The sequence below is a fragment of the uncultured Enterococcus sp. genome (assembly GCF_913775425.1).
Taxonomy (GTDB): Bacteria; Bacillota; Bacilli; order Lactobacillales; family Enterococcaceae; genus Enterococcus_G.
In genome coordinates, this window is record NZ_CAJYIS010000090.1 from 1 (window position 1) to 20,036 (window position 20,036).

The 20,036-nt window shown below is 38.5% G+C and carries 24 protein-coding genes and 2 pseudogenes; 21 read left to right on the plus strand and 5 right to left on the minus strand.

Annotated elements, in window-relative coordinates; translation table 11 throughout:
- Positions 1-1,106 (plus strand): annotated as a pseudogene (locus QZ413_RS10235) (lp_1303a family serine-rich repeat glycoprotein adhesin); the annotation flags it as partial.
- Between the two features lie 242 nt (positions 1,107-1,348).
- Positions 1,349-1,741 carry a DUF805 domain-containing protein gene (locus QZ413_RS10240; RefSeq protein ID WP_297079913.1) on the plus strand — a complete coding sequence of 131 codons (393 nt, stop codon included), beginning with the start codon at positions 1,349-1,351 and terminating at the stop codon, positions 1,739-1,741.
- Between the two features lie 56 nt (positions 1,742-1,797).
- On the opposite strand, the gene QZ413_RS10245 is transcribed toward QZ413_RS10240, so the two are convergent.
- Complete coding sequence (locus QZ413_RS10245; protein ID WP_297079915.1) at positions 1,798-2,532, minus strand: hypothetical protein; 735 nt, start codon at positions 2,530-2,532, stop codon at positions 1,798-1,800.
- A 129-nt stretch (positions 2,533-2,661) separates the two neighbouring features.
- Here QZ413_RS10245 and QZ413_RS10250 point away from each other — a divergent pair, with 129 nt between their 5' ends.
- Both QZ413_RS10250 and QZ413_RS10255 read left to right on the plus strand, forming a co-directional pair.
- Positions 2,662-2,955, plus strand: a complete 294-nt coding sequence (locus tag QZ413_RS10250) for a nitroreductase family protein (protein WP_297079917.1) — start codon at positions 2,662-2,664, stop codon at positions 2,953-2,955.
- A 105-nt stretch (positions 2,956-3,060) separates the two neighbouring features.
- A complete protein-coding gene (locus QZ413_RS10255) occupies positions 3,061-3,246 on the plus strand; it encodes a hypothetical protein (RefSeq protein WP_297079919.1) in 186 nt (61 codons plus the stop codon).
- 111 nt (positions 3,247-3,357) lie between these two features.
- Here the strand turns inward: QZ413_RS10255 and QZ413_RS10260 are convergent, their stop codons facing one another.
- A complete protein-coding gene (locus QZ413_RS10260) occupies positions 3,358-3,978 on the minus strand; it encodes a DUF3862 domain-containing protein (RefSeq protein ID WP_297079921.1) in 621 nt (206 codons plus the stop codon).
- 254 nt (positions 3,979-4,232) lie between these two features.
- On the opposite strand from QZ413_RS10260, the gene QZ413_RS10265 reads away from it, so the two are divergent.
- The gene (locus tag QZ413_RS10265) at positions 4,233-4,610 is read left to right on the plus strand and encodes a VOC family protein (protein WP_297079923.1); all 378 of its coding nucleotides are present in this window, start codon (positions 4,233-4,235) and stop codon (positions 4,608-4,610) included.
- A gap of 489 nt (positions 4,611-5,099) precedes the next feature.
- Here the strand turns inward: QZ413_RS10265 and rpmG are convergent, their stop codons facing one another.
- Complete coding sequence (gene rpmG / locus QZ413_RS10270; protein ID WP_002356321.1) at positions 5,100-5,249, minus strand: 50S ribosomal protein L33; 150 nt, start codon at positions 5,247-5,249, stop codon at positions 5,100-5,102.
- 195 nt (positions 5,250-5,444) lie between these two features.
- On the opposite strand from rpmG, the gene QZ413_RS10275 reads away from it, so the two are divergent.
- From QZ413_RS10275 to QZ413_RS10295, 5 genes are read left to right on the plus strand one after another with little or no spacing between them, the layout of a single operon-like run.
- Complete coding sequence (locus QZ413_RS10275) at positions 5,445-5,981, plus strand: 5-formyltetrahydrofolate cyclo-ligase (RefSeq protein WP_297080270.1); 537 nt, start codon at positions 5,445-5,447, stop codon at positions 5,979-5,981.
- A 9-nt stretch (positions 5,982-5,990) separates the two neighbouring features.
- Positions 5,991-6,671 (plus strand): rhomboid family intramembrane serine protease, encoded by a 681-nt coding sequence (locus QZ413_RS10280; RefSeq protein ID WP_297080272.1) that lies wholly within the window; start codon positions 5,991-5,993, stop codon positions 6,669-6,671.
- A 27-nt stretch (positions 6,672-6,698) separates the two neighbouring features.
- A complete protein-coding gene (locus QZ413_RS10285; protein ID WP_297080274.1) occupies positions 6,699-6,905 on the plus strand; it encodes a YqgQ family protein in 207 nt (68 codons plus the stop codon).
- Positions 6,906-7,865 (plus strand): ROK family glucokinase, encoded by a 960-nt coding sequence (locus tag QZ413_RS10290; RefSeq protein ID WP_297080276.1) that lies wholly within the window; start codon positions 6,906-6,908, stop codon positions 7,863-7,865.
- A gap of 17 nt (positions 7,866-7,882) precedes the next feature.
- A complete protein-coding gene (locus QZ413_RS10295; RefSeq protein ID WP_297080278.1) occupies positions 7,883-8,281 on the plus strand; it encodes a rhodanese-like domain-containing protein in 399 nt (132 codons plus the stop codon).
- A 28-nt stretch (positions 8,282-8,309) separates the two neighbouring features.
- Here QZ413_RS10295 and QZ413_RS10300 read toward each other — a convergent pair whose 3' ends face one another.
- The gene (locus tag QZ413_RS10300) at positions 8,310-8,477 is read right to left on the minus strand and encodes a DUF3042 family protein (protein WP_297080280.1); all 168 of its coding nucleotides are present in this window, start codon (positions 8,475-8,477) and stop codon (positions 8,310-8,312) included.
- Between the two features lie 151 nt (positions 8,478-8,628).
- On the opposite strand from QZ413_RS10300, the gene QZ413_RS10305 reads away from it, so the two are divergent.
- From QZ413_RS10305 to argS, 9 genes are all read left to right on the plus strand, one after another.
- A complete protein-coding gene (locus QZ413_RS10305; RefSeq protein WP_297080282.1) occupies positions 8,629-9,786 on the plus strand; it encodes a galactokinase in 1,158 nt (385 codons plus the stop codon).
- A 36-nt stretch (positions 9,787-9,822) separates the two neighbouring features.
- Positions 9,823-10,812 carry a UDP-glucose 4-epimerase GalE gene (gene galE, locus QZ413_RS10310; RefSeq protein ID WP_297080284.1) on the plus strand — a complete coding sequence of 330 codons (990 nt, stop codon included), beginning with the start codon at positions 9,823-9,825 and terminating at the stop codon, positions 10,810-10,812.
- Positions 10,813-10,836: 24 nt separating this feature from the next.
- The gene (gene galT / locus QZ413_RS10315; RefSeq protein WP_297080286.1) at positions 10,837-12,315 is read left to right on the plus strand and encodes a UDP-glucose--hexose-1-phosphate uridylyltransferase; all 1,479 of its coding nucleotides are present in this window, start codon (positions 10,837-10,839) and stop codon (positions 12,313-12,315) included.
- A gap of 12 nt (positions 12,316-12,327) precedes the next feature.
- Positions 12,328-13,305 carry a LacI family DNA-binding transcriptional regulator gene (locus QZ413_RS10320; protein WP_297080288.1) on the plus strand — a complete coding sequence of 326 codons (978 nt, stop codon included), beginning with the start codon at positions 12,328-12,330 and terminating at the stop codon, positions 13,303-13,305.
- A gap of 233 nt (positions 13,306-13,538) precedes the next feature.
- Entirely contained in the window at positions 13,539-14,258 is a 720-nt protein-coding gene (gene tsaB, locus QZ413_RS10325; protein WP_297080290.1) for a tRNA (adenosine(37)-N6)-threonylcarbamoyltransferase complex dimerization subunit type 1 TsaB, read from the plus strand.
- Positions 14,242-14,760 carry a ribosomal protein S18-alanine N-acetyltransferase gene (gene rimI, locus QZ413_RS10330; protein ID WP_297080293.1) on the plus strand — a complete coding sequence of 173 codons (519 nt, stop codon included), beginning with the start codon at positions 14,242-14,244 and terminating at the stop codon, positions 14,758-14,760. Before tsaB ends, rimI (QZ413_RS10330) begins: the two co-directional genes overlap by 17 nt.
- Positions 14,757-15,206 (plus strand): ribosomal protein S18-alanine N-acetyltransferase, encoded by a 450-nt coding sequence (rimI, locus tag QZ413_RS10335; protein WP_297080295.1) that lies wholly within the window; start codon positions 14,757-14,759, stop codon positions 15,204-15,206. Before rimI (QZ413_RS10330) ends, rimI (QZ413_RS10335) begins: the two co-directional genes overlap by 4 nt.
- Positions 15,203-16,231: a tRNA (adenosine(37)-N6)-threonylcarbamoyltransferase complex transferase subunit TsaD gene (gene tsaD / locus QZ413_RS10340; RefSeq protein WP_297080297.1), complete on the plus strand. Its 1,029-nt coding sequence runs from the start codon at positions 15,203-15,205 to the stop codon at positions 16,229-16,231. The genes rimI (QZ413_RS10335) and tsaD overlap by 4 nt, the downstream gene beginning before the upstream one ends.
- 293 nt (positions 16,232-16,524) lie before the next feature.
- Complete coding sequence (gene argS, locus QZ413_RS10345) at positions 16,525-18,216, plus strand: arginine--tRNA ligase (RefSeq protein WP_297080299.1); 1,692 nt, start codon at positions 16,525-16,527, stop codon at positions 18,214-18,216.
- Positions 18,217-18,279: 63 nt separating this feature from the next.
- Here the strand turns inward: argS and QZ413_RS10350 are convergent, their stop codons facing one another.
- Positions 18,280-18,741: an arginine repressor gene (locus QZ413_RS10350; RefSeq protein WP_297080302.1), complete on the minus strand. Its 462-nt coding sequence runs from the start codon at positions 18,739-18,741 to the stop codon at positions 18,280-18,282.
- Positions 18,742-19,024: 283 nt separating this feature from the next.
- Between QZ413_RS10350 and rpsB the strand changes: the two genes are divergently transcribed.
- Together rpsB and QZ413_RS10360 are read left to right on the plus strand one after the other, a co-directional pair.
- Positions 19,025-19,804, plus strand: a complete 780-nt coding sequence (gene rpsB / locus QZ413_RS10355; RefSeq protein WP_297080304.1) for a 30S ribosomal protein S2 — start codon at positions 19,025-19,027, stop codon at positions 19,802-19,804.
- Positions 19,805-19,896: 92 nt separating this feature from the next.
- A pseudogene (locus QZ413_RS10360) lies at positions 19,897-20,036 on the plus strand (elongation factor Ts); the annotation flags it as partial.

The window sequence follows — 20,036 nt, forward strand, 5'->3', positions numbered from 1 at the left end:
GTTATAGTAGTAGCACGTCGACAAGCGCAGTATCGAGTATCAGTGATTCTACAAGCACAAGTGTGAGTACGTCAAACTCTCTAAGCTCAAGCATCAGTGCATCGATCAGCGCAAGCTATAGTGGTAGTACATCGACGAGTACGGTATCAAGTATCAGTGATTCAACAAGTACAACTGAAAGTACAACAACGAGCGAGTCTACAGATAGTAGCATAAGCGACTCAAGTTCGATGAGTAATTCAACGAGCACAAGTGTTTCTGAGTCGACAAGTACGACCGAAAGCACAACAACGAGCGAATCTACAGATAGTAGCACGAGCAACTCAAGTTCGATGAGTAATTCAACGAGCACAAGTGTTTCTGAGTCGACAAGTACGACCGAAAGCACAACGACGAGCGAGTCTACGGATAATAGTGCAAGCACTTCAAGTTCTATGAGTGAGTCAACAAGTACAAGTCTTTCAACAAGTGATTCTACAAGCACAACTGAAAGTACAACGACGAGCGAATCTACAGATGGTAGCACAAGCACTTCAAGTTCTATGAGTGAGTCAACGAGCACGAGTGTTTCTGAGTCGACAAGTACGACCGAGAGCACAACAACGAGCGAGTCTAAGGATAATAGTGCAAGCGACTCAAGTTCGATGAGTACAAGTGATTCAACAAGCCTTTCGATAAGTGAGTCGACAAGTACGACCGAAAGCACAACAACGAGCGAGTCTACAGATAGTAGCACAAGCACTTCAAGTTCTATGAGTGAGTCAACGAGCACGAGTCTGTCAATAAGTACAAGCGACTCAAGTTCGATGAGTACGTCAATCAGTACAAGCATAACTGAGGATGATACTGATGTTTCTGGGTCTGATAATGACGTAATTACAGGAAGTCCGGCTGATAATTCAAATAGTGGAAGTAGTTCTAGTTATGGAGCTTCCGGAACAACGTCTTACGATGATTCGAGTACAAGTTCAAGTAGTAAATATGATATGTTGCCAAGCACTAACGAAGCAACTATTTTTTCTAATGAAATGACTCTAATCGGAATGGGTATGGTTACTTTGACTCTATTAAAAATGACTAAAAATCGTCGAAAAAAAGAACATTAATAATAAAAGACTAGAGTGAGAAATCACTCTAGTCTTTTATTGAAATATAGTCTTATGAATATAAAATATATGTTATTTAAATATAAGATCAATTGATTTGGATATGAACAAATCAATTTTGAAATAAAAAGTAATTTTATCAAATCAATTAAATATTCAGTATCTTGTGCTAAATAACCAGTAAATAAATATTTGACATTTGATGATACTTATTTAATATAGAAAGAGAAGGGGGTTATTTTATGATAAAAGCATATAAAGAATATTGGAATAATATTACAGTAATGAACGCATCTGCAACAAGAGCACAATATTGGTGGCCGCAATTGATCAATTACTTTGTGTTGATTTTGTATACAACATTAACACAAACTTATAGATACATTGATTTTATGGCAGATGGAACGAAAGTCATTAAAGAATTAAATTTAGTGACCATTGTCTTTTTGATCCTAAGTTTTCTGATTTGGCTTGCCAATTTCACTGTCAGAGCAAGAAGATTTCATGATCGTAACCACAGTAACTGGTGGATTTTATTTTACTTGATTCCGGTAATTGGAAACTTGATCATTTTAATTACCCTGATTTTACCAAGTAAAAGAAATACAAGATGGCCAAATAATCAAGCACAATAATCAAAATCCTAGCGAGAACTTCACGACATATGAAGATCTCACTAGGATTTTTATTGTTAATAAGGAGTGCCGTTAGCATCACAAGCTTGAACTAGTCCTTGTGGTGATACAAGATAAAATCCCGCGGTACCAGAACCACCTTGTTCGACCATCGAGAGCACAACCAATCTAATCAGATAATCTTGACCAATTTGTTTTATGGGAACGAAACTAAGGTCGTCAAGTGATTGATTTTTTGAAGTAAAATTATCTTTTAGGATTTGAATGGCTTTATCTTCGGTAAAAAGAGGGTAACCTGATTCTTTGGCATACCAAGCAAGACCCTCATTTTTCCAACCGGAATTGATCAAATTTAACTGTTCAGCACCACTTGTCGTATAGTTATGCGTACCAACTTTTGCAAAAGGATTGTACGCTCGATAAACTGGCACTGTACCGTAACGATCCGAGTAAAAGGCAATCCCTTCATCTTTCCAACCAATAGAAACCAGTGCTGTTTTTTCAAAAGTATTTTGAGTATAATGATGATCTCCTGAGTTTTTGTTATAGAGTCTAAAGACAGGTACATAGTCTTTAGCTGGAGCGACCCAGCCAACCCCTTCGCTATTCCAACCCACAGTAGTAAGGTGTGTCATTTCATCAAGACTTTTTGTATAAAAATGCTCACCAGAATTAGGATTATACACGCGATAAATCGAAATATACGTTAACTCTTCTGCTTGAACTTGAGTGGTGATACCGATGCCAACTAAAGATAAACCTAAGATACAACAACCAATTGCTTTTTTCATTTGGTAACGCTCCCTTCTTGATATGCTTAGTGTACTAAATTTTACAAATAAACTCAAATTAGGACATGTGCTCGCTAACCTCTAATAGAACAGTTATAATAAAGCAACGATGATAAAGGAGATAGTGGTTTGAAAACTATAAAAGAAGCGATACTAACACGTCGAACAGCAAAAAGAAGTTTGACTGATCCAGTAGAACAACAGCTTTTGTTGGATTTATTGGAACAAGCGAGTCATGCACCATATCATAAAGAAGAACCCTGGTATGCTAAAGTGATTACTACGGAGAAGGAAAAAATATATTTAGCGCAAGAAATCATCGATTTTTATAAAGAAATTCGGCTTATTCATGACGATACTTCAGAAGAAAAATTTACTAAAAAGATTAATCGTTTGATCAAAGAAGCACCAGCTACGATTTAGTTTGCGTATAAACAAGTACCACATAATCGACGTTTAGATAGTGATGCTTCACAAGCAACTGCTGCCTTGATCCAAAATTTTTCACTACTGCTAGATGATCATGGTTTGGTAGGATTTTGGGCCTCATCACCATTTGTACTAAATGAAGAATTTACGCAACGCTTGGGATTTCCAGAAGGAACCATACTTGTCGCAAATTATCGTGTGGGATATAAAGACGAAAGTTTAGCTTCCGGAGTGAGAAAACGCCGCCCAGTCAAAGAGTGGGTCAGTCAATTGGATATAAAGTAAACCATCACGTGCTAGTTATTTCTAGCACGTGATAGTTTTAGTTGATGGGTTAAGTCTGGAAAAGAGGATAGGGAAGAAGGTTAGGATAACTGTGATTACTCTATTGATGGTTTAGTTTAAATTAGATTGAGATTTTGCTATTGCAAGATTATTTTTAAAGGTTAGTGTCAGACTAGCCTCAGTCGCATCATGATTGGTCTGAGTCCAAGAATAGAGCGTTTTTGTAAAACCGTTGACTACGGTGATATTGATTCCATTTGGTTCACCAAATTCTTTTCGAGCATTTTCGGTTGTATAGGTCGAGTCAATAGTAATCGCATTAAATTGCTTTAAGGTAATGGGGATTTTTGGGTGCAATTGTTTGTTTATCAATGATTTTGAAATAGCATGATCGTCGACAAATGATACAAGCAATTTATATTCAGAAGCTAGCGGCAACTGCTTCCAAGTCAATGTCGTACTACTGATTCCATCAAGATAAGAAAACTCGCGTGTACTAGCTTCACCAAATCGTTTAAGGACTTGTTCAGAGGTGCTACCGTTTTTTTGACTAGGAAAAATCCCACTTAATTTTATGGCATCAAAATTTTGTATGACAGAGGTCGACATATCCATATTCGTAGTTTGTGAGGTACTTGATATCGTATTCGAATTAGGCGAATGAGAGGACATCGAACATCCAGTTAAAAAAAAGCTCATCATAAAACATAGTCCTAAACATAATTTTTTCATTATCATGCACTCCTTTACTTGACTTCAAAACCAAAAAATAAGCTAAAGTTTGACGTAAGAGTTGTTAGGCAACGGTTGCTTACTATTAGAAGCGATTCTTAAGTTAGTGTACCACGATCTCTATCGATCATGACCATGAAGAAATGTTCGCGTGATGCTTGTCTTGCTTTATCGTAGCTTTTCTTTCCTTTATTATACCGCTATTATAAAGATAGGTAAATTTATTCTATAGTAAACGAAAAAGGAGCAGGTCTATGAAACTAGATATGGTTGGAATCATTACAAAAGATATGCAGCGTGCAATCGGATTTTATGAAACATTAGGGTTTAATAAGGTAGCAGGGGAAACATTAGATTATGTTGAATTGCAACATGAAGGTGTGCGGATATCTTTGAACACAGCTAAAATGGTCGCAAGTATATATGGATATGAGCCTAAAACAGTTGGAGACACAGTGGAACTCGCTTTTTTATGTGAGACTCCAGAAGATGTTGACTGTACTTATTTTAAAATGAGCGATGCAGGATATGAATCCTTTAGAAAACCTTGGGATACTTTTTGGGGACAACGCTACGCGATTATTAAAGATATCGATGGAAATTTACTTAGTTTATTTGCCGATTTAAACTAAATAATGAATAGGAATAAGATAAATGGAGGAGAACTTATAGTTATTTGGGGATCAATTTAAAGTAGTTCGATTAGAGTACGAGCCAGTGATATTTGATTTAGCATGAAGTTTTGATGATTCGAAAGAAATCATTACTTGAAGTAAAGACGAAGTGATATAGGTACAGTAGATATAATATGGGAAGAATTTGAAGCGCTCTAATTAAAACGAATTTGCTATATTTAATCTACAAAAGCTTGAAATACTGAAAAACAGCGTTCTAAAGCTCAAAATTCAATAATTAGTTCGTTTCGTAATTTGGTGAATGCGTGGAGACATATCTTTGAATTTAGTTATTTTTGGTAGTGTTTTTATGTCTGAAATCAATAATCATAAAAACACTTTTTTCAAAATAAAGTATGCCCAAAAGTATGTCCAATTTTTATTTCAAACAAAACAAAAAGCTCAAAACACTGAAAAATCAATGTTTTGAGCTTGAAAACTAAATGATTATTTAGTTTCGCGGTGTAACGTCACTTTACGTTCACGTGGGCAATATTTTTGCTTTTCTAAACGATCAGGATTGTTACGTTTGTTTTTGTTTGTTAGGTAGTTACGTTCTTTACAAGAAGTACACTCTAAAGTAATGTTTACGCGCATGTATTTTCCCTCCCTTTACGGTTAGAATCTAACTAAGATCACTCTCAGACTTAAATATAATAGCACGTTTTAAATCAGAAATCTAGCATTTCTGATGATTTTTGTTAAGTATTTTTACTTGACGAAATCGTGACGACTTTCGGTTCATTTTTTGATAAAACATGTTAAAATAAAACAATGAAATGAGGGGGGACTATGACCAAAAAAAGCTTACGTCAAGAAACATTACAAGCATTGGCCGCTTATTGTAATACATTAGAAAAAAAAGAAGAAGAAACCTTGCTCTATGAGCGGTTGGTTTCATTGCCGCTTTTTAAACAAGCGCATAATATAGGGATTTACCGTTCTTTATCACATGAAGTGAATACTTGGCCGATCATTCAGCAAGCATTTTTAGATAAACAAGTCAGTGTGCCAGTAGTAACGAACAAAAGGTTAGTCTTTAAAGAGATCACACCGACTACACGTTATAGTGAAAGTTCTTTTGGGATTTTAGAACCTGTCGAAGCGAGAACGGTCGAAGTTAGTACACTTGATTTATTGATCGTCCCTGGTGTAGCTTTCACAAATTCAGGCAGCCGCTTAGGATATGGTGGAGGATATTACGATCGTTTATTAGCGAACCATTCTCTTCCTACAATCAGTTTAGCCATGGCTTTACAACTAGTAGCAGAAGAGTTATTGCCGACTGAGCCGCATGATCAAAAAATCAATCAAATCTTAGCAGTATAGGAGAACGAGATGCAGTCATTTTCAATAAAACGAATTCAACAAGAACCATTCTTTACGTGGTTATTTCTAGCGATGCAGACGATTACATTTGTTCTAGGGTATATATTACCAAATGATCCATTGAAAAATGCAGGTGTTTTATACGGACCGTCAGTTGTATATTTACAAGAATACTGGCGATTTATTACTCCGATTTTTCTTCATTTTGGGTTGATGCATTTTGCAGTCAATTCAGTCGTATTGTATTTTATGGGAAAACAAATTGAACAAATTTATGGTCACACCCGCTTTTTTATTCTTTATCTAGGTAGTGGAATCATGGGGAACTTGATGAGTTTTGCCTTTAATCAGCCTGGCATTATTTCAGCAGGTTCTAGTACATCACTCTTTGGATTGTTTGGTGCATTTGTCGTGTTAGGATTTCATTTTCGCCATCAGCCCGGCATCCAAGCGATGGTTCGTCAATTTGGGTTATTTTTGATTTTGACCTTTGCTTTTGGTGCATTTGATCAAAGTATCGATATTTGGGGTCACGTAGGCGGGTTACTTGGTGGGATTTTATTTGGCAACAGTCTCGCATTGCCAAAAAACAAAGGGAACTATTCGATTCACATTCGGATTTTATCAGGAATTCTTTGTTTATTTTTTATCATATTCTTTTTGATGTACGGTTTCAAAAAATATCTCTAGAGAGTATAATAGATGAGGAGTTAGCCAATGGAAACGCTCTATGATGTACAACAATTGTTAAAACGATTTGGGATTATCGTGTATTTAGGAAAGCGACTGTACGATATCGAGTTTATGACATTAGAAGTAAGAACCTTATACGACAGTCGCTTGATTGATCGTGATACGTATTTATCTGCGCGTGCCATTTTAAAACGTGAACATCATATTGAAGAAAGTAGAGGAGAAAAGTAAATGGATAAAAAAGTAATCGGAATCGACTTGGGTGGAACAACCGTTAAATTTGCGATTTTAACACAAGCAGGTGAAATCCAGCAAAAATGGAGTATTCCAACAAACATTTTAGACGAAGGTTCTCATATCGTCCCGGAAATCATTGAATCGATCAATCACCATCTTTCATTATTTAGTATGAAAGCCGAAGATTTTATTGGGATTGGCATGGGAACTCCTGGAAGTGTCGATCGTGACAAGGGAACTGTGATCGGTGCCTATAATCTAAATTGGAAAACAACGCAATTTGTTAAAGAAGAGATCGAAAAAGGAACAGGTATCTCATTTTTCATCGACAATGATGCGAATGTAGCGGCTCTTGGTGAACAATGGAAAGGTGCCGGCGAAAATGCGCCGGATGTGGTATTTGTGACCCTTGGAACTGGAGTTGGTGGCGGGATCATCATGAATGGTCAATTGCTTCACGGTGTTGCTGGTGCAGCTGGAGAAATTGGGCATATCACAGTCGACCCAGATGGCTTTTTATGTACATGCGGGAAAAAAGGTTGCTTAGAAACTGTTTCTAGTGCGACAGGAATTGTGCGTGTTGCACGTAAAATGGCAGAAGAATATGCTGGTAGTTCTGAACTTAAAACGTGGTTAGATGATGGCCAATCGATTACAAGTAAAGATGTCTTTACTGCTGCACAAAATGGCGATCATTTTGCCAATTTAGTTGTCGATAAAGTCTGTTATTTCCTAGGATTAGCAGCTGGTAATATTGGAAATACGTTGAATCCATCAAGTATCGTTTTAGGTGGTGGAGTTTCAGCGGCTGGAGAATTTTTACGCACACGTGTTGAAGAACACTTTTTAAATTTCACATTCCCACAAGTTGGAGAATCCACAAAAATCAAATTAGCAGAATTAGGAAATGATGCTGGCGTTATTGGTGCCGCATCATTAGCGATTAGTAAGTAGAGAAGGGTTGGATTAGGATGAATTTCTTACAAGGATTGACATTAATTTTATTTTTAATCGTCGTTGGGATTGCATTAAACTGGTTGTATTACTATATTTTAGGCAAGCGTTCGGCAACGATGCTAGATCAAGAAGCATTTAAAGAGGGGATGCGAAAAGCGCAAGTCATCGATGTGCGTGAAAAAGATACGTTTAATGCAGGTCATATTTTAGGTGCCAGAAACATTCCGTATACTGTCTTGGCGCAATCGTATGCTTCGATTCGTAAAGATCAACCGGTTTATTTATACGATACTGCACGCGCTTTAAGTGTACGTGCGGCAAATAAATTACGCAAGCAAGGATATAAAGAGATCTATATTTTAAAAGATGGTTATCAAACATGGACTGGTAAAACAAAGGCGAAAACCAAATAAAAAAATCCCGCGATCTGCGGGATTTTTTTTATCTTGCGTGACTTTTGCGGTGAGCTTTTTTGCGATTTTCATCAATCATTGCTTCTTTTTGTTCGATTGGTTCAATCACTTGTTTTTTGATCAATTTTACTAATCCCATCGCTGCGATGACAGTTGTTGCTGTTCCTGCAAAAAAACCAGATGTAAATTTCTTCATTAAACTTCACCTCACAATATTCTTATACTTATTATGGTACAAAAAGGAAAAAATAGAAAGTAAAAACTATTTTGAATAATATTTACTAAATAAATTGATAAATTTTACTAAATATTATATAATGAAAAAAAACAGAAAAGAGGAAGAAGACATGGAACAATTGGCAACTCGTTTTGTAGAAGTTTTTAATGAAAGCGCAACAGCAAGTTATTTTGCACCTGGACGCATTAATCTAATCGGTGAACATACAGATTACAATGGAGGACACGTTTTCCCGGCGGCCATCACATTAGGTACTTATGGACTGGTAAGCCTTAGAACAGATAGAAAGATCCATGTCTATTCCGAAAATTTTCCAGATAAAGGAATTATTTCGTTCTCATTAGATGAGTTGTCATATAAAAAAGAAGATGATTGGGCGAATTACCCTAAAGGTGTTTTTGCGTATCTAATTGAAAGCGGTTATAAAATCGAGAGTGGGATCAATATTTTGTTTTATGGAAACATTCCAAATGGTGCGGGACTATCTTCTTCCGCTTCGATCGAGTTGCTGACAGGGATTATCGCAAAAGAGTCTTATAATCTAGCGATCGATCGTTTAGATTTAGTAAAATTAGGTCAAAAAGTAGAAAATGATTTTATCGGTGTCAATTCTGGGATCATGGATCAATTTGCTATTGGTATGGGAAAAAAAGAACATGCTATGTTGCTTGATACCAATACATTGCATTATGAATATGTTCCAGCGGTATTTGGCGAATATGTGATTGCGATCATGAATACGAATAAGCGACGAGAATTAGCAGATTCTAAATACAATGAGCGACGTCAAGAATGCGAGGATGCGTTAGCGAAGATCCAAACTAAAAAAGCTGTCCGTTCGTTAGGTGAATTGACTGAAGCAGATCTAGTAGAAATTGAAGAGCTGATTGCTGACGAAACGTTATTTAGACGTGCACGTCATGCGGTGACTGAAAATGAACGTACACTAAAAGCAAAGGCGGCATTAGAAGAAAACGACTTAGAAACATTTGGACGTCTACTCGATGCTTCTCATCGGTCGTTAAAAGAAGATTACGCTGTGACGGGTATAGAATTAGATACGCTAGTTGCTGCAGCTCAAGCTCAAGCATCTTGTTTAGGTGCACGGATGACTGGAGCTGGATTTGGTGGATGTGCCATCGCGTTAGTGAAACAAACCGAATTTGATGACTTTGTCACTGCTGTGTCCACAGATTATCTTGATAAAATCGGTTACAAAACAGATATCTATCAAGCAAGTATTGATGATGGTGCCAGAAAATTATAAGATGAGTAAGGATACATCAAAGGAGGAAATAACAACATGGCAATTTTAGTATTAGGTGGGGCAGGATATATTGGTTCCCATGCAGTCGATCAATTGGTCGCAAAAAACCAAGAAGTCGTAGTAGTAGATAATTTGTTGACCGGACATCGTCAAGCGGTTCACGAAAAAGCAACATTCTACGAAGGAGATATTCGTGACAAAGCTTTTTTAACAAACGTATTTGAGCAAGAGCAAATCGACGGTGTCATCCATTTTGCAGCCAGTTCACTGGTAGGCGAATCCGTTGAGAAACCCCTAAAATATTTTAATAATAACGTATATGGCATGCAGATCTTATTAGAAGTTATGCAAGAACATGATGTTAAACACATCGTCTTTTCGTCGACTGCTGCAACGTATGGCGAACCAGAAGTTAGCCCAATCACAGAAGAAACACCAACAAATCCTAAAAATCCATACGGTGAAAGTAAATTGATGATGGAAAAAATGATGAAGTGGTGTGATGAAGCCTACGGGATGAAATATGTCGCATTACGTTATTTCAACGTAGCTGGTGCAAAACAAGATGCTTCGATCGGTGAAGATCACACACCAGAAACGCATCTAGTACCAATTATTTTACAAGTGGCTTTAGGTCAAAGAGACAACTTGCAAATTTTTGGCGATGATTACCCAACTTCAGACGGTACGTGTATCAGAGATTACGTTTATGTCGAAGATTTGATTGCTGCACATTTACTGGCATTAGAATACTTACAAGCGGGAAATGAGAGCAATCAATTCAATCTGGGATCAAACAATGGGTATTCGGTTAAAGAAATGCTCGATGCAGCTAGAGAAGTGACTGGAAAAGAAATTCCTGCAGTCGTAGCACCACGTCGTATGGGAGATCCAAGTAGTCTAGTTGCTTCAGCAGATAAAGCAAAAGAAATTTTGGGCTGGTCACCAAAAACGACTGAAATCAAAGAAATCATTCGTACAGCTTGGAATTGGCATGTTAGCCATCCAAATGGATACGAAGACTAAGAGTAGAACTGAGGAGGAAGAAAGATGTCGATCAGCCAAGTGATTACCGATTTTACGACCTATGCCATCGAGTTGGGTGGGTTTATGGAAATGGATCGAATTTATGTTCAAAATCGTTTATTAGGAATGATCGGAGAAGAGACGCTGACTGAAACAAATGTACGTGCGGTTAAAACACCTGCGATACAATTAGCTGAACAGCTTTTCAAACAAGCACTGATCAATCATAAAGTAAACGATACGCTAAGTGAGAAAGAACAATTTATCGCACAGCTGATGGATATCTTGACGCCGCCACCTTCTGTTGTCAATGCGTTTTTTGCACAGCATTATGCTCGCGATAAACAAGCAGCGACGGATTATTTTTATACGTTGTCGAAACAAAATGATTACATCAAAACGGAAGCGATCGCTAAAAATATCGCGTTTGAAACAAAAAGTAAGTACGGGAAATTAGAGATCACGATCAATTTATCTAAACCAGAAAAAGATCCAAAACAGATTGCTAAAGAACGTGCTGTTGTTTCAGGTGGTTACCCAAAATGTTTACTATGCATGGAAAATGAGGGGTATTTAGGTCGCGTGAATCATCCGGCACGTAGCAATCATCGAATCATTCGAATGAATTTGGAAGGTGAATCGTGGGGCTTTCAATATTCACCGTATGCCTATTACGATGAGCATTGCATCTTTTTATCTGAAGTTCATCGTCCGATGACGATCTCAAGACAGACATTTGATCGCTTATTGCAGATTGTGGATGTTTTTCCACATTATTTTGCAGGCTCAAATGCCGATCTACCAATTGTTGGAGGATCGATTTTATCACACGATCACTATCAAGGTGGCGCTCATGAGTTTCCAATGGCGAAAGCTTCGATCAAAGAAGTCATCTCGTTACCATTGTTTCAAAATATTACCGCTGGGATCGTGGATTGGCCGATGTCAGTGATCCGCTTGCAGTCTCAAAACAAGCAAGAATTGGTCAATGCAGCTGAATATATCTTGGAAAGTTGGAAAGGGTATACAGATGAATCTGTTGATGTATTCGCCTATACGACACAACCGCATCATACGATCACACCGATTGCGCGCAAAAAAGATGGGATCTATGAACTTGATCTTGTGTTGCGTGATAACCACACGACACAAGAATTTCCAGAAGGTGTGTACCATCCACATCGTGACATTCAACATATCAAAAAAGAAAATATCGGCTTGATCGAGGTAATGGGACTGGCGATCTTGCCACCGCGTTTAAAACGTGAAATGGAAGAAATGGAACGTTTTTTATTAAATGAACCGCATGAATTGTCTGAGATTCACCATGCTTGGGCACAAGATGTCAAGTCGCGTCATCAAAACGTAACGAACGAAGTCGTATCTGACATTGTTAAAGCTGAACTTGGTGCAGTCTTTTTACGAGTGTTAGAAGATGCAGGGGTCTTTAAAGACACGCCAGAAGGTCAAGCAGCCTTCTTAAGATTTACAGCTCAATTGTAGAGGAGGGATTTTTTGGCTACGATCAAAGATATCGCTCAGCGTGCAGGCGTTTCACCGGCTACGGTATCACGTGTTTTAAATTTTGATACAGAATTATCCGTCGCGATGGAAACGAAACAAAAAATTTTCGAAGTTGCTGAAGCACTAAATTACCACAAGCATAAGCAAAAAAAGAAAGAGACCGCATTGATCCGCTATGTACAGTGGTACGATACAGAAGAAGAGCTAGCCGATCTGTATTACTTGGCATTGCGACTGGGCATTGAGAAGAAAGCAGAAGAGCTCAATATCCGCTTGCTAAAAGAATCGTTGGATCAACTCTCCGATACAGAAGTAGATGCTACGATCGCAGTCGGGAAATTTGATGCCAATCAGATTCGGTTGCTCGATAATAAACACCATCCGGTATTGTTTGTGGACTCAGATGAAGCTCGTGGACATCATCATGCTATCGTGGTTGATTTTGAACAAGGAGTCCAGCAAGTCATCGATACGCTAGTGCAACATGACCATCAAAAAATTGGGATCTTATCTGGTATCGAATATACCAAAGGAAGTCATCATCAGATCATCGATCGGCGTTTGGTCGCGTTTAAAGAGTATCTAACAAAGCTAAAACTATGGGATTCAGAGTATCAATTACAAGCAGATTTTACTGTAGAATCTGGTTATCAAGTAATGAAAGAGTATTTGGCAACGCATCAAACCTATCCGAGTGCTTTTTTTGCTTCAAGCGATGCACTTGCTATCGGTGCGCTAAGAGCGATTAAAGAAGCCGGTCTACAAGTTCCTAAAGATTTAGCTGTGATTGGCTTTAACGATGTCAGTGTTGCAAAATACGTGACACCACCTTTATCAACCGTCCGAGTCTATGCAGAGTGGATGGGTGAATTAGCTGTACAAACGATCTTTCATTTAATGAAAGATCCACCACCAGTAGTGCAAACCATTACGGTTGGTACGGAATTGATCATAAGAGAATCATCTTAAAAAGAAACTATGAAAAAGTAGCTAGTTCTAAGAAATATGGTGAATCATTCTGATGATTACTGCACTTGTTTCGGTGATTTTCAAAAAAGCGATCTCTGTAACACCGTGTATTCGGTTTTTAAGGGAGTGTGACAGATTTTTGTCGCACTCCTTTTTTGTGAGAAATCAGAGGTTTTTTTCTTGTTTAGATTTGTGGTAAGATAAACAAGACTTTATGAAAGTAGGGAAATAAGATGAAAACATTAGCAATCGATACGTCTAATCAAACAATGGCATTGGCCTTGATGGAAGACGGGAACCTGATCGCTCAATTACAGACCACCGTAAATAAAAACCATAGTCGTTCGTTACTTCCGGCCATTGATTTCTTAATGCATTCGGTCCAGTGGCAACCAAAAGATCTTGAACGAATCGTCGTAGCAAAAGGACCCGGTTCATATACGGGACTTAGAATCGGCGTTACTACAGCTAAAACATTGGCTCAAACGCTAAAGATCCCATTACATAGTGTATCAAGCTTAGCCATTTTAGCATTGAATGTTGGGCAAGAACATGAACTGATCGTACCGCTTATGAATGCACGTCGCAATAATGTATATAGTGGTGTCTATCAACAAAATCCTGAACTGACCTCGATTTTAAGTGATCGCCATTTTGCCCTACCCGAGCTCCTCGAATGGTTAAAGCAAGATGGACGACCCGTCGTGTTTGTAGGAAAAGATGTCGAGTTGTTTCAAAGTGCGATCAACGAAACATTGCCAAACGCTAGATGGGTAACGGATGAAAGTATGCAATATCCGAGTGCCATTAAAGCGATCGAGGTCAGCCAGACTTTAGGAACAGTAGAAGATGTCGCGACATTTGTACCGAGTTATCTAAAGAAAGTAGAAGCGGAGGAAAAATGGCTTGAAACACATCAAGAATCTTCTGAGCCGTATGTGGAAAAGCTCTAATCCACAACAACGTCATGCCTTTAGCTATCATTATCCGCATAAAGAATACGTAGTAGCAAATCAGCTATTTGATGTCTATCAAGCAAACGCTAGTCATATCAAAGCATTATTAGAACTAGAACGCGATGTCTATGAGGAAACCCCTTGGGAAAAAAGTGCGTTTTTGCATGAATTTATGTCGGCATTGCCTCATCTGTATTTATGTGTATTTACTAAAGAACGATTGGTCGCTTTTGGCGGTATCCGTGTATTTCAACAAGATGGGCACATCACCAATATCATTGTAGCCAAACAAGCGCAAAGTAGTGGATTGGGCACGATCATCATGGAAGAACTAGAAGGATTTGCTAGAAACCAACACTGTCAGTCACTTTCTTTAGAAGTACGTAAAAGTAACCTTGACGCCCAACGATTTTACCGTAGATTAGGTTTTGTTACGACGATCGTGAAACCGAATTATTATGAGCGTGAAGATGCATTAGAGATGAGGAAAGCGGTATGATGATTGAAGAAGCAATGAATATGAGTGTTGCTGAAAGCAGACGAGTATATGCACTTGCGAGTGCTTGTTTTTCCCATGCGCCTTGGACTGCCGAACAGTTTTATACGGAGAATCAATTGAAACATTCTCATACGTTACTGGTTAAAAAAGATGCGGATATGGTTGGTTTTTTAGTCTATCAGGAACTTGCAGGACAAGCAGAGATTTTATTGATCGGCGTCTTGCCAGCATATCGCAAGCAAAAAATTGCGACGGTCTTACTTGAAAAAATGTTTGAACAGTCTGAAGCGACAGAATATTTTCTAGAAGTACGTGCATCGAATCAAGCAGCGTATCGATTATATCAAGCGCATGGATTTGAGCATTATCATACGCGTCGATCGTATTATCAGCAGCCAGTAGAAGATGCATACTTGCTGAAAAAGAAAGTAGGAACAAATCAATGAGTGAATTAATTTTAGCAGTCGAAAGTAGCTGCGATGAAACGAGTGTGGCCGTCGTTAAAGATGGTGCAGAGATTTTGAGTAATATCGTAGCTTCACAAATCAAAAGCCACCAGCGTTTTGGTGGTGTCGTACCTGAAGTTGCCAGTCGTCATCACGTAGAAGAGATTACCACGTGTATCGAAGAAGCGTTAAGTGAAGCTAGGATTACACCAAAGGAATTGACTGCGGTCGCTGTGACGCAAGGTCCTGGTTTGGTCGGCGCATTGTTAATTGGGATCACAGCAGCCAAAGCATTTGCTTGGGCGAATCAACTACCACTAATCCCTGTTAACCATATGGCAGGCCATATCTATGCGGCACGATTTGTGGAACCTTTAACATTTCCGTTGATGGCTTTACTCGTTAGTGGAGGGCATACTGAGTTGGTCTACATGAAAGCAGCTGGAGAATACGAGATCATCGGTGAAACACGAGACGATGCAGCAGGCGAAGCATATGATAAAGTCGGGCGCGTTTTAGGGTTACGTTATCCTAGTGGTAAAGAAATCGATCAAATGGCACATAGAGGAAAAGAAAGTTATCCTTTTCCACGTGCAATGATCCATGAACCTAATTTTGATTTTAGCTTTAGTGGACTAAAAAGTGCCTTTATCAATCTAGTCCATAATGCGGATCAAAAAGGTGAAACGCTAGATGCAGAAGATTTAGCCACCAGTTTCCAAGCGAGCGTCATTGATGTGTTGGTTACAAAAACCATTCGGGCATGTCAAGCATATCCAGTAGCACAGTTGGTCGTAGCCGGTGGTGTGGCGGCCAATCAAGGCTTACGCACGACTTTAGTCACACAGATGCAACAAGCGTGTCCGAAAACAAAAGTCATTTTCCCGCCACTTGCGTTATGTGGGGATAATGCTGCGATGATCGCTGCCGCAGCTCATATCGAGTATCAAAAGCAACATTTTGCCGACTGGGAATTAAATGCTATCCCAAGTTTAGCGTTTTCGCGCAAAGAGTCTGAGGTTTAGACTAGAAAAGCATTGGATTATTTGGTATAATCGGGTGTAGTTTTTTATGCAAGAGAAAAGTAATCGTATCAGCTCTAACAAGCGAGTCTGGAATAGGTGGAAGCCAGATAATCTGATTAGATGAAGCGCCCTCATGTACATGATCATTCGATCACGGTTAGCGACCGTTACTAGCTGAGTCGATTCGCAATATGTGCGAATAAGTAGAGTGGTACCGCGGGAAATCTCGTCTCTAGTCAGCAAGAGCAGACTAGGGGCTTTTTTTATGATATTACAAATAAAGGAGTACACAGATGAACAACAAAGATATCGTCGCAAAAGCGATCCATCAAGCAGTAGCTGAACACTTATCTTTAGAACAAGTGATACAATTACTCGAAAATCCTAAGAGTGCAGATCATGGAGATGTCGCATTTCCAACATTTGCATTAGCAAAGGCTTTTCGTAAAGCACCACAAATGATTGCTGCTGAGTTAGCAGAACAAATCGATGCCACTGCATTTGAAAAAATCGAAGTCGTAGGACCCTACCTGAACTTCTTTATGTCAAAAAGTGTCATCAGCCAACATGTATTGCGCCAAATTTTGAATCAAGGGACTCATTTTGGTGATGCAAGCATTGGACAAGGACAAAATGTTCCCATCGATATGTCTTCACCAAATATCGCTAAACCAATTTCAATGGGCCATTTGCGTTCGACAGTGATTGGAAACTCTTTAGGCCTGATTTTAGAAAAAGTCGGATACAATCCAATTCGGATCAATCATCTAGGTGACTGGGGTACTCAATTTGGGAAATTGATCGTAGCTTATAAAAAATGGGGATCAGAAGAAGCCGTTAAAGCACAACCAATCAGCGAGTTATTACGTTTGTATGTAGAGTTTCACGAGCAAGCAGAAATCAACAAGGAATTAGAAGATGAAGCACGTGCTTGGTTCAAACGCTTAGAAGACAATGATGAAGAAGCGTTGCAATTATGGAAATGGTTCAAAGAAGAGTCAATGAAGGAATTTAATAAGATCTATGATATGTTAGACATTTCATTTGATTCGTTAAATGGTGAAGCTTTTTATAACGATAAAATGGATGAAGTCGTTGAACTATTAGAAGAAAAACATCTATTAAAAGAAGATCAAGGAGCAGAGATCGTTGATCTATCTAGTTATGATCTAAATCCTGCATTGATCCGTAAATCAGATGGGGCTACGCTCTACATCACTCGTGATATGGCAGCAGCATTATACCGCAAGCGGACATATGCATTTGCCAAATCATTATATGTCGTTGGAAATGAACAAAGCTATCATTTTAAACAATTAAAAGCAGTGTTAAAAGAAATGGACTTTGCTTGGTCAGATGATATGGAACATATTCCGTTTGGTTTGATCACAAAAGATGGTAAAAAACTATCGACTCGTAAAGGAAAGATCGTGTTGTTAGAAGAAGTATTAAATGAAGCGATCGACTCTGCCAATGAACAAATCAGTGAGAAAAATCCTGGATTAGTCAATAAAGAAGAAGTGGCGAAACAAGTAGGGGTCGGAGCAGTCGTTTTCCATGACCTAAAAAATGATCGTTTAAATAATTTTGACTTTACATTAGAAGAAGTTGTGCGTTTTGAAGGGGAAACTGGACCTTATGTGCAATATGCGCGTGCGCGTGCGATGAGTATTTTACGTAAAGCTGATTTTACTATCGATCCAGAAGCAACGTATACATTAAATGATGAAGGCAGTTGGGAAGTTGTGAAATTGTTGCAACAATATCCAGAAGTGGTCTTGAATGCAGCTGAAAAATACGAACCATCGATTATTGCCAAACATGCAATCAAATTGTCTCAAGCGTTTAATAAATATTATGCAAATACAAAAATTTTAGCTGACGATGAACAAAAAGAAGCGCGTTTAGCCTTGGTTTACGCTGTAACAGAATTAATCAAAGAAGATTTGCGTTTGCTTGGCTTAAAAGCCCCAGATCAAATGTAAAAAAAAAGTCCTTGGGAGAACCTGATCAAGTGAAAACGATCAGGTTAGCTACCAAGGCTTTTTTTAAAGGCGTGATAAGAAAAAGTCGGCTAGATCTTGTGCGTCTGTCACGGATTTTGTAATGATGACGATCGTGTCATATCCTGCTAATGTCGCTACCTTTTGCGCTAATGTATAGTCGTCTAAGGCTGCAGCCAGTAGTTGAGCGTTATTTGGTAACGTATGTAAAATCGTTAAAAATTGTGCAGTATCGACTTTGGTCACGTGTTCTTGGATCAACTGGTTTAAACTTTCTTCTTGGTTTCCCTCATCAGGAACAACTTGCTCTTGAAAGAGGACAAAGTGGTTTTCGCCATTTAGATCGGGGGTCTTAACGATTTTTAAGTCACGAATGTCGCGCGAGATCGTTGCTTGTGTCGCATCGACACCTAATTGTTTTAAACGACCGAGTAGCTCTTCTTGTGTATGGATCGACTCTTGTCGAATCACCTCTTTAATGACTTGATGTCGTTGTGCTTTTCGCATCACGTAAGCTCCTTTGCATAAAAATTCACCCTCATCATATCAAATTCTCGTTTAAATGCCTAGCGCTTTTCATTAAAGGAAATCTCAAGGGAGCATTTTAATAAAATTTAGCGGATCTCTAAAGAAAAGAGTTGCGCTTTAACTAAAACTTCGGTATAATCTATCAGGTGTGATAAACACAAAAATCCACATTTTGCTTTGTTGTAGGAGCGGTGCTGAAAATCAGTTCTCCTATAAGTTATGAAGTAAAAGAGGAACTATAAACCAATCGGAGGAAACAAAAATGGCAGTAATTTCAATGAAACAATTACTTGAAGCCGGCGTACACTTTGGTCACCAAACTCGTCGCTGGAACCCAAAAATGAAGAAATATATCTTCACAGAAAGAAACGGAATCTACATTATTGACTTACAAAAAACAGTTAAATTAGTAGATGCTGCATACGACTACATGAAAGCTGTTGCTGAAGATGGCGGCGTTGCTTTATTCGTAGGAACTAAAAAACAAGCACAAGATGCAATCAAAGAAGAAGCTTTACGTGCTGGACAATACTATGTAAACCACCGTTGGTTAGGTGGAACATTAACAAACTGGGAAACAATCCAAAAACGTGTTTCTCGCTTGAAACAAATCAACAAAATGGAAGAAGAAGGTACGTTTGAAGTCCTACCTAAAAAAGAAGTTGTAGGAATCAAAAAAGAACGTGAACGCTTAGAAAAATTCTTAGGCGGTATCGCAGATATGCCTCGTATTCCAGATGTTATGTACATCGTTGACCCTCGTAAAGAGCGCATCGCTGTTCAAGAAGCTCACAAATTAAATATCCCAATCGTAGCGATGGTGGATACGAACTGTGATCCAGATGAAATCGATGTTGTAATTCCATCAAATGACGATGCAATTCGCGCGGTTAAATTAATCACTGCAAAAATGGCTGATGCTTTCATCGAAGGAAACCAAGGTGAAGATCAAGTGGTTGAAGAAGACTTTGCAGCAACAGAAGCAACTTCAATCGAAGAAATCGTTGATGTAGTTGAAGGTTCTAACGAATCAGCAGAATAATTACTATTCAATGGAGCTGTTTCAAAGGCTAGGCGTATGCCTTTTACTCCTTTGAAACAGCTTTTTTTAAAAAAACTTTAGGAGGAACAAAAATGGCTCAAGTAACAGCTAAATTAGTTAAAGAATTACGCGACATGACAGGCGTAGGAATGATGGACGCAAAACGTGCATTAGTTGAAGTTGATGGCGACATCGATAAAGCTGTAGATTTATTACGTGAAAAAGGAATGGC

Bases quoted from the DNA above. Each gene is read 5' to 3' on its own strand.
- QZ413_RS10240 (WP_297079913.1), top strand. From the start codon at position 1,349: ATGATAAAAGCATATAAAGAATATTGGAATAATATTACAGTAATGAAC.
- QZ413_RS10245 (WP_297079915.1), bottom strand. From the start codon at position 2,532: ATGAAAAAAGCAATTGGTTGTTGTATCTTAGGTTTATCTTTAGTTGGC.
- QZ413_RS10260 (WP_297079921.1), bottom strand. From the start codon at position 3,978: ATGAAAAAATTATGTTTAGGACTATGTTTTATGATGAGCTTTTTTTTA.
- QZ413_RS10265 (WP_297079923.1), top strand. From the start codon at position 4,233: ATGAAACTAGATATGGTTGGAATCATTACAAAAGATATGCAGCGTGCA.
- rpmG (WP_002356321.1), bottom strand. From the start codon at position 5,249: ATGCGCGTAAACATTACTTTAGAGTGTACTTCTTGTAAAGAACGTAAC.
- QZ413_RS10275 (WP_297080270.1), top strand. From the start codon at position 5,445: ATGACCAAAAAAAGCTTACGTCAAGAAACATTACAAGCATTGGCCGCT.
- QZ413_RS10280 (WP_297080272.1), top strand. From the start codon at position 5,991: ATGCAGTCATTTTCAATAAAACGAATTCAACAAGAACCATTCTTTACG.
- QZ413_RS10285 (WP_297080274.1), top strand. From the start codon at position 6,699: ATGGAAACGCTCTATGATGTACAACAATTGTTAAAACGATTTGGGATT.
- QZ413_RS10290 (WP_297080276.1), top strand. From the start codon at position 6,906: ATGGATAAAAAAGTAATCGGAATCGACTTGGGTGGAACAACCGTTAAA.
- QZ413_RS10295 (WP_297080278.1), top strand. From the start codon at position 7,883: ATGAATTTCTTACAAGGATTGACATTAATTTTATTTTTAATCGTCGTT.
- QZ413_RS10300 (WP_297080280.1), bottom strand. From the start codon at position 8,477: ATGAAGAAATTTACATCTGGTTTTTTTGCAGGAACAGCAACAACTGTC.
- QZ413_RS10305 (WP_297080282.1), top strand. From the start codon at position 8,629: ATGGAACAATTGGCAACTCGTTTTGTAGAAGTTTTTAATGAAAGCGCA.
- galE (WP_297080284.1), top strand. From the start codon at position 9,823: ATGGCAATTTTAGTATTAGGTGGGGCAGGATATATTGGTTCCCATGCA.
- galT (WP_297080286.1), top strand. From the start codon at position 10,837: ATGTCGATCAGCCAAGTGATTACCGATTTTACGACCTATGCCATCGAG.
- tsaB (WP_297080290.1), top strand. From the start codon at position 13,539: ATGAAAACATTAGCAATCGATACGTCTAATCAAACAATGGCATTGGCC.
- rimI (WP_297080293.1), top strand. From the start codon at position 14,242: ATGTGGAAAAGCTCTAATCCACAACAACGTCATGCCTTTAGCTATCAT.
- rimI (WP_297080295.1), top strand. From the start codon at position 14,757: ATGATGATTGAAGAAGCAATGAATATGAGTGTTGCTGAAAGCAGACGA.
- tsaD (WP_297080297.1), top strand. From the start codon at position 15,203: ATGAGTGAATTAATTTTAGCAGTCGAAAGTAGCTGCGATGAAACGAGT.
- argS (WP_297080299.1), top strand. From the start codon at position 16,525: ATGAACAACAAAGATATCGTCGCAAAAGCGATCCATCAAGCAGTAGCT.
- QZ413_RS10350 (WP_297080302.1), bottom strand. From the start codon at position 18,741: ATGCGAAAAGCACAACGACATCAAGTCATTAAAGAGGTGATTCGACAA.
- rpsB (WP_297080304.1), top strand. From the start codon at position 19,025: ATGGCAGTAATTTCAATGAAACAATTACTTGAAGCCGGCGTACACTTT.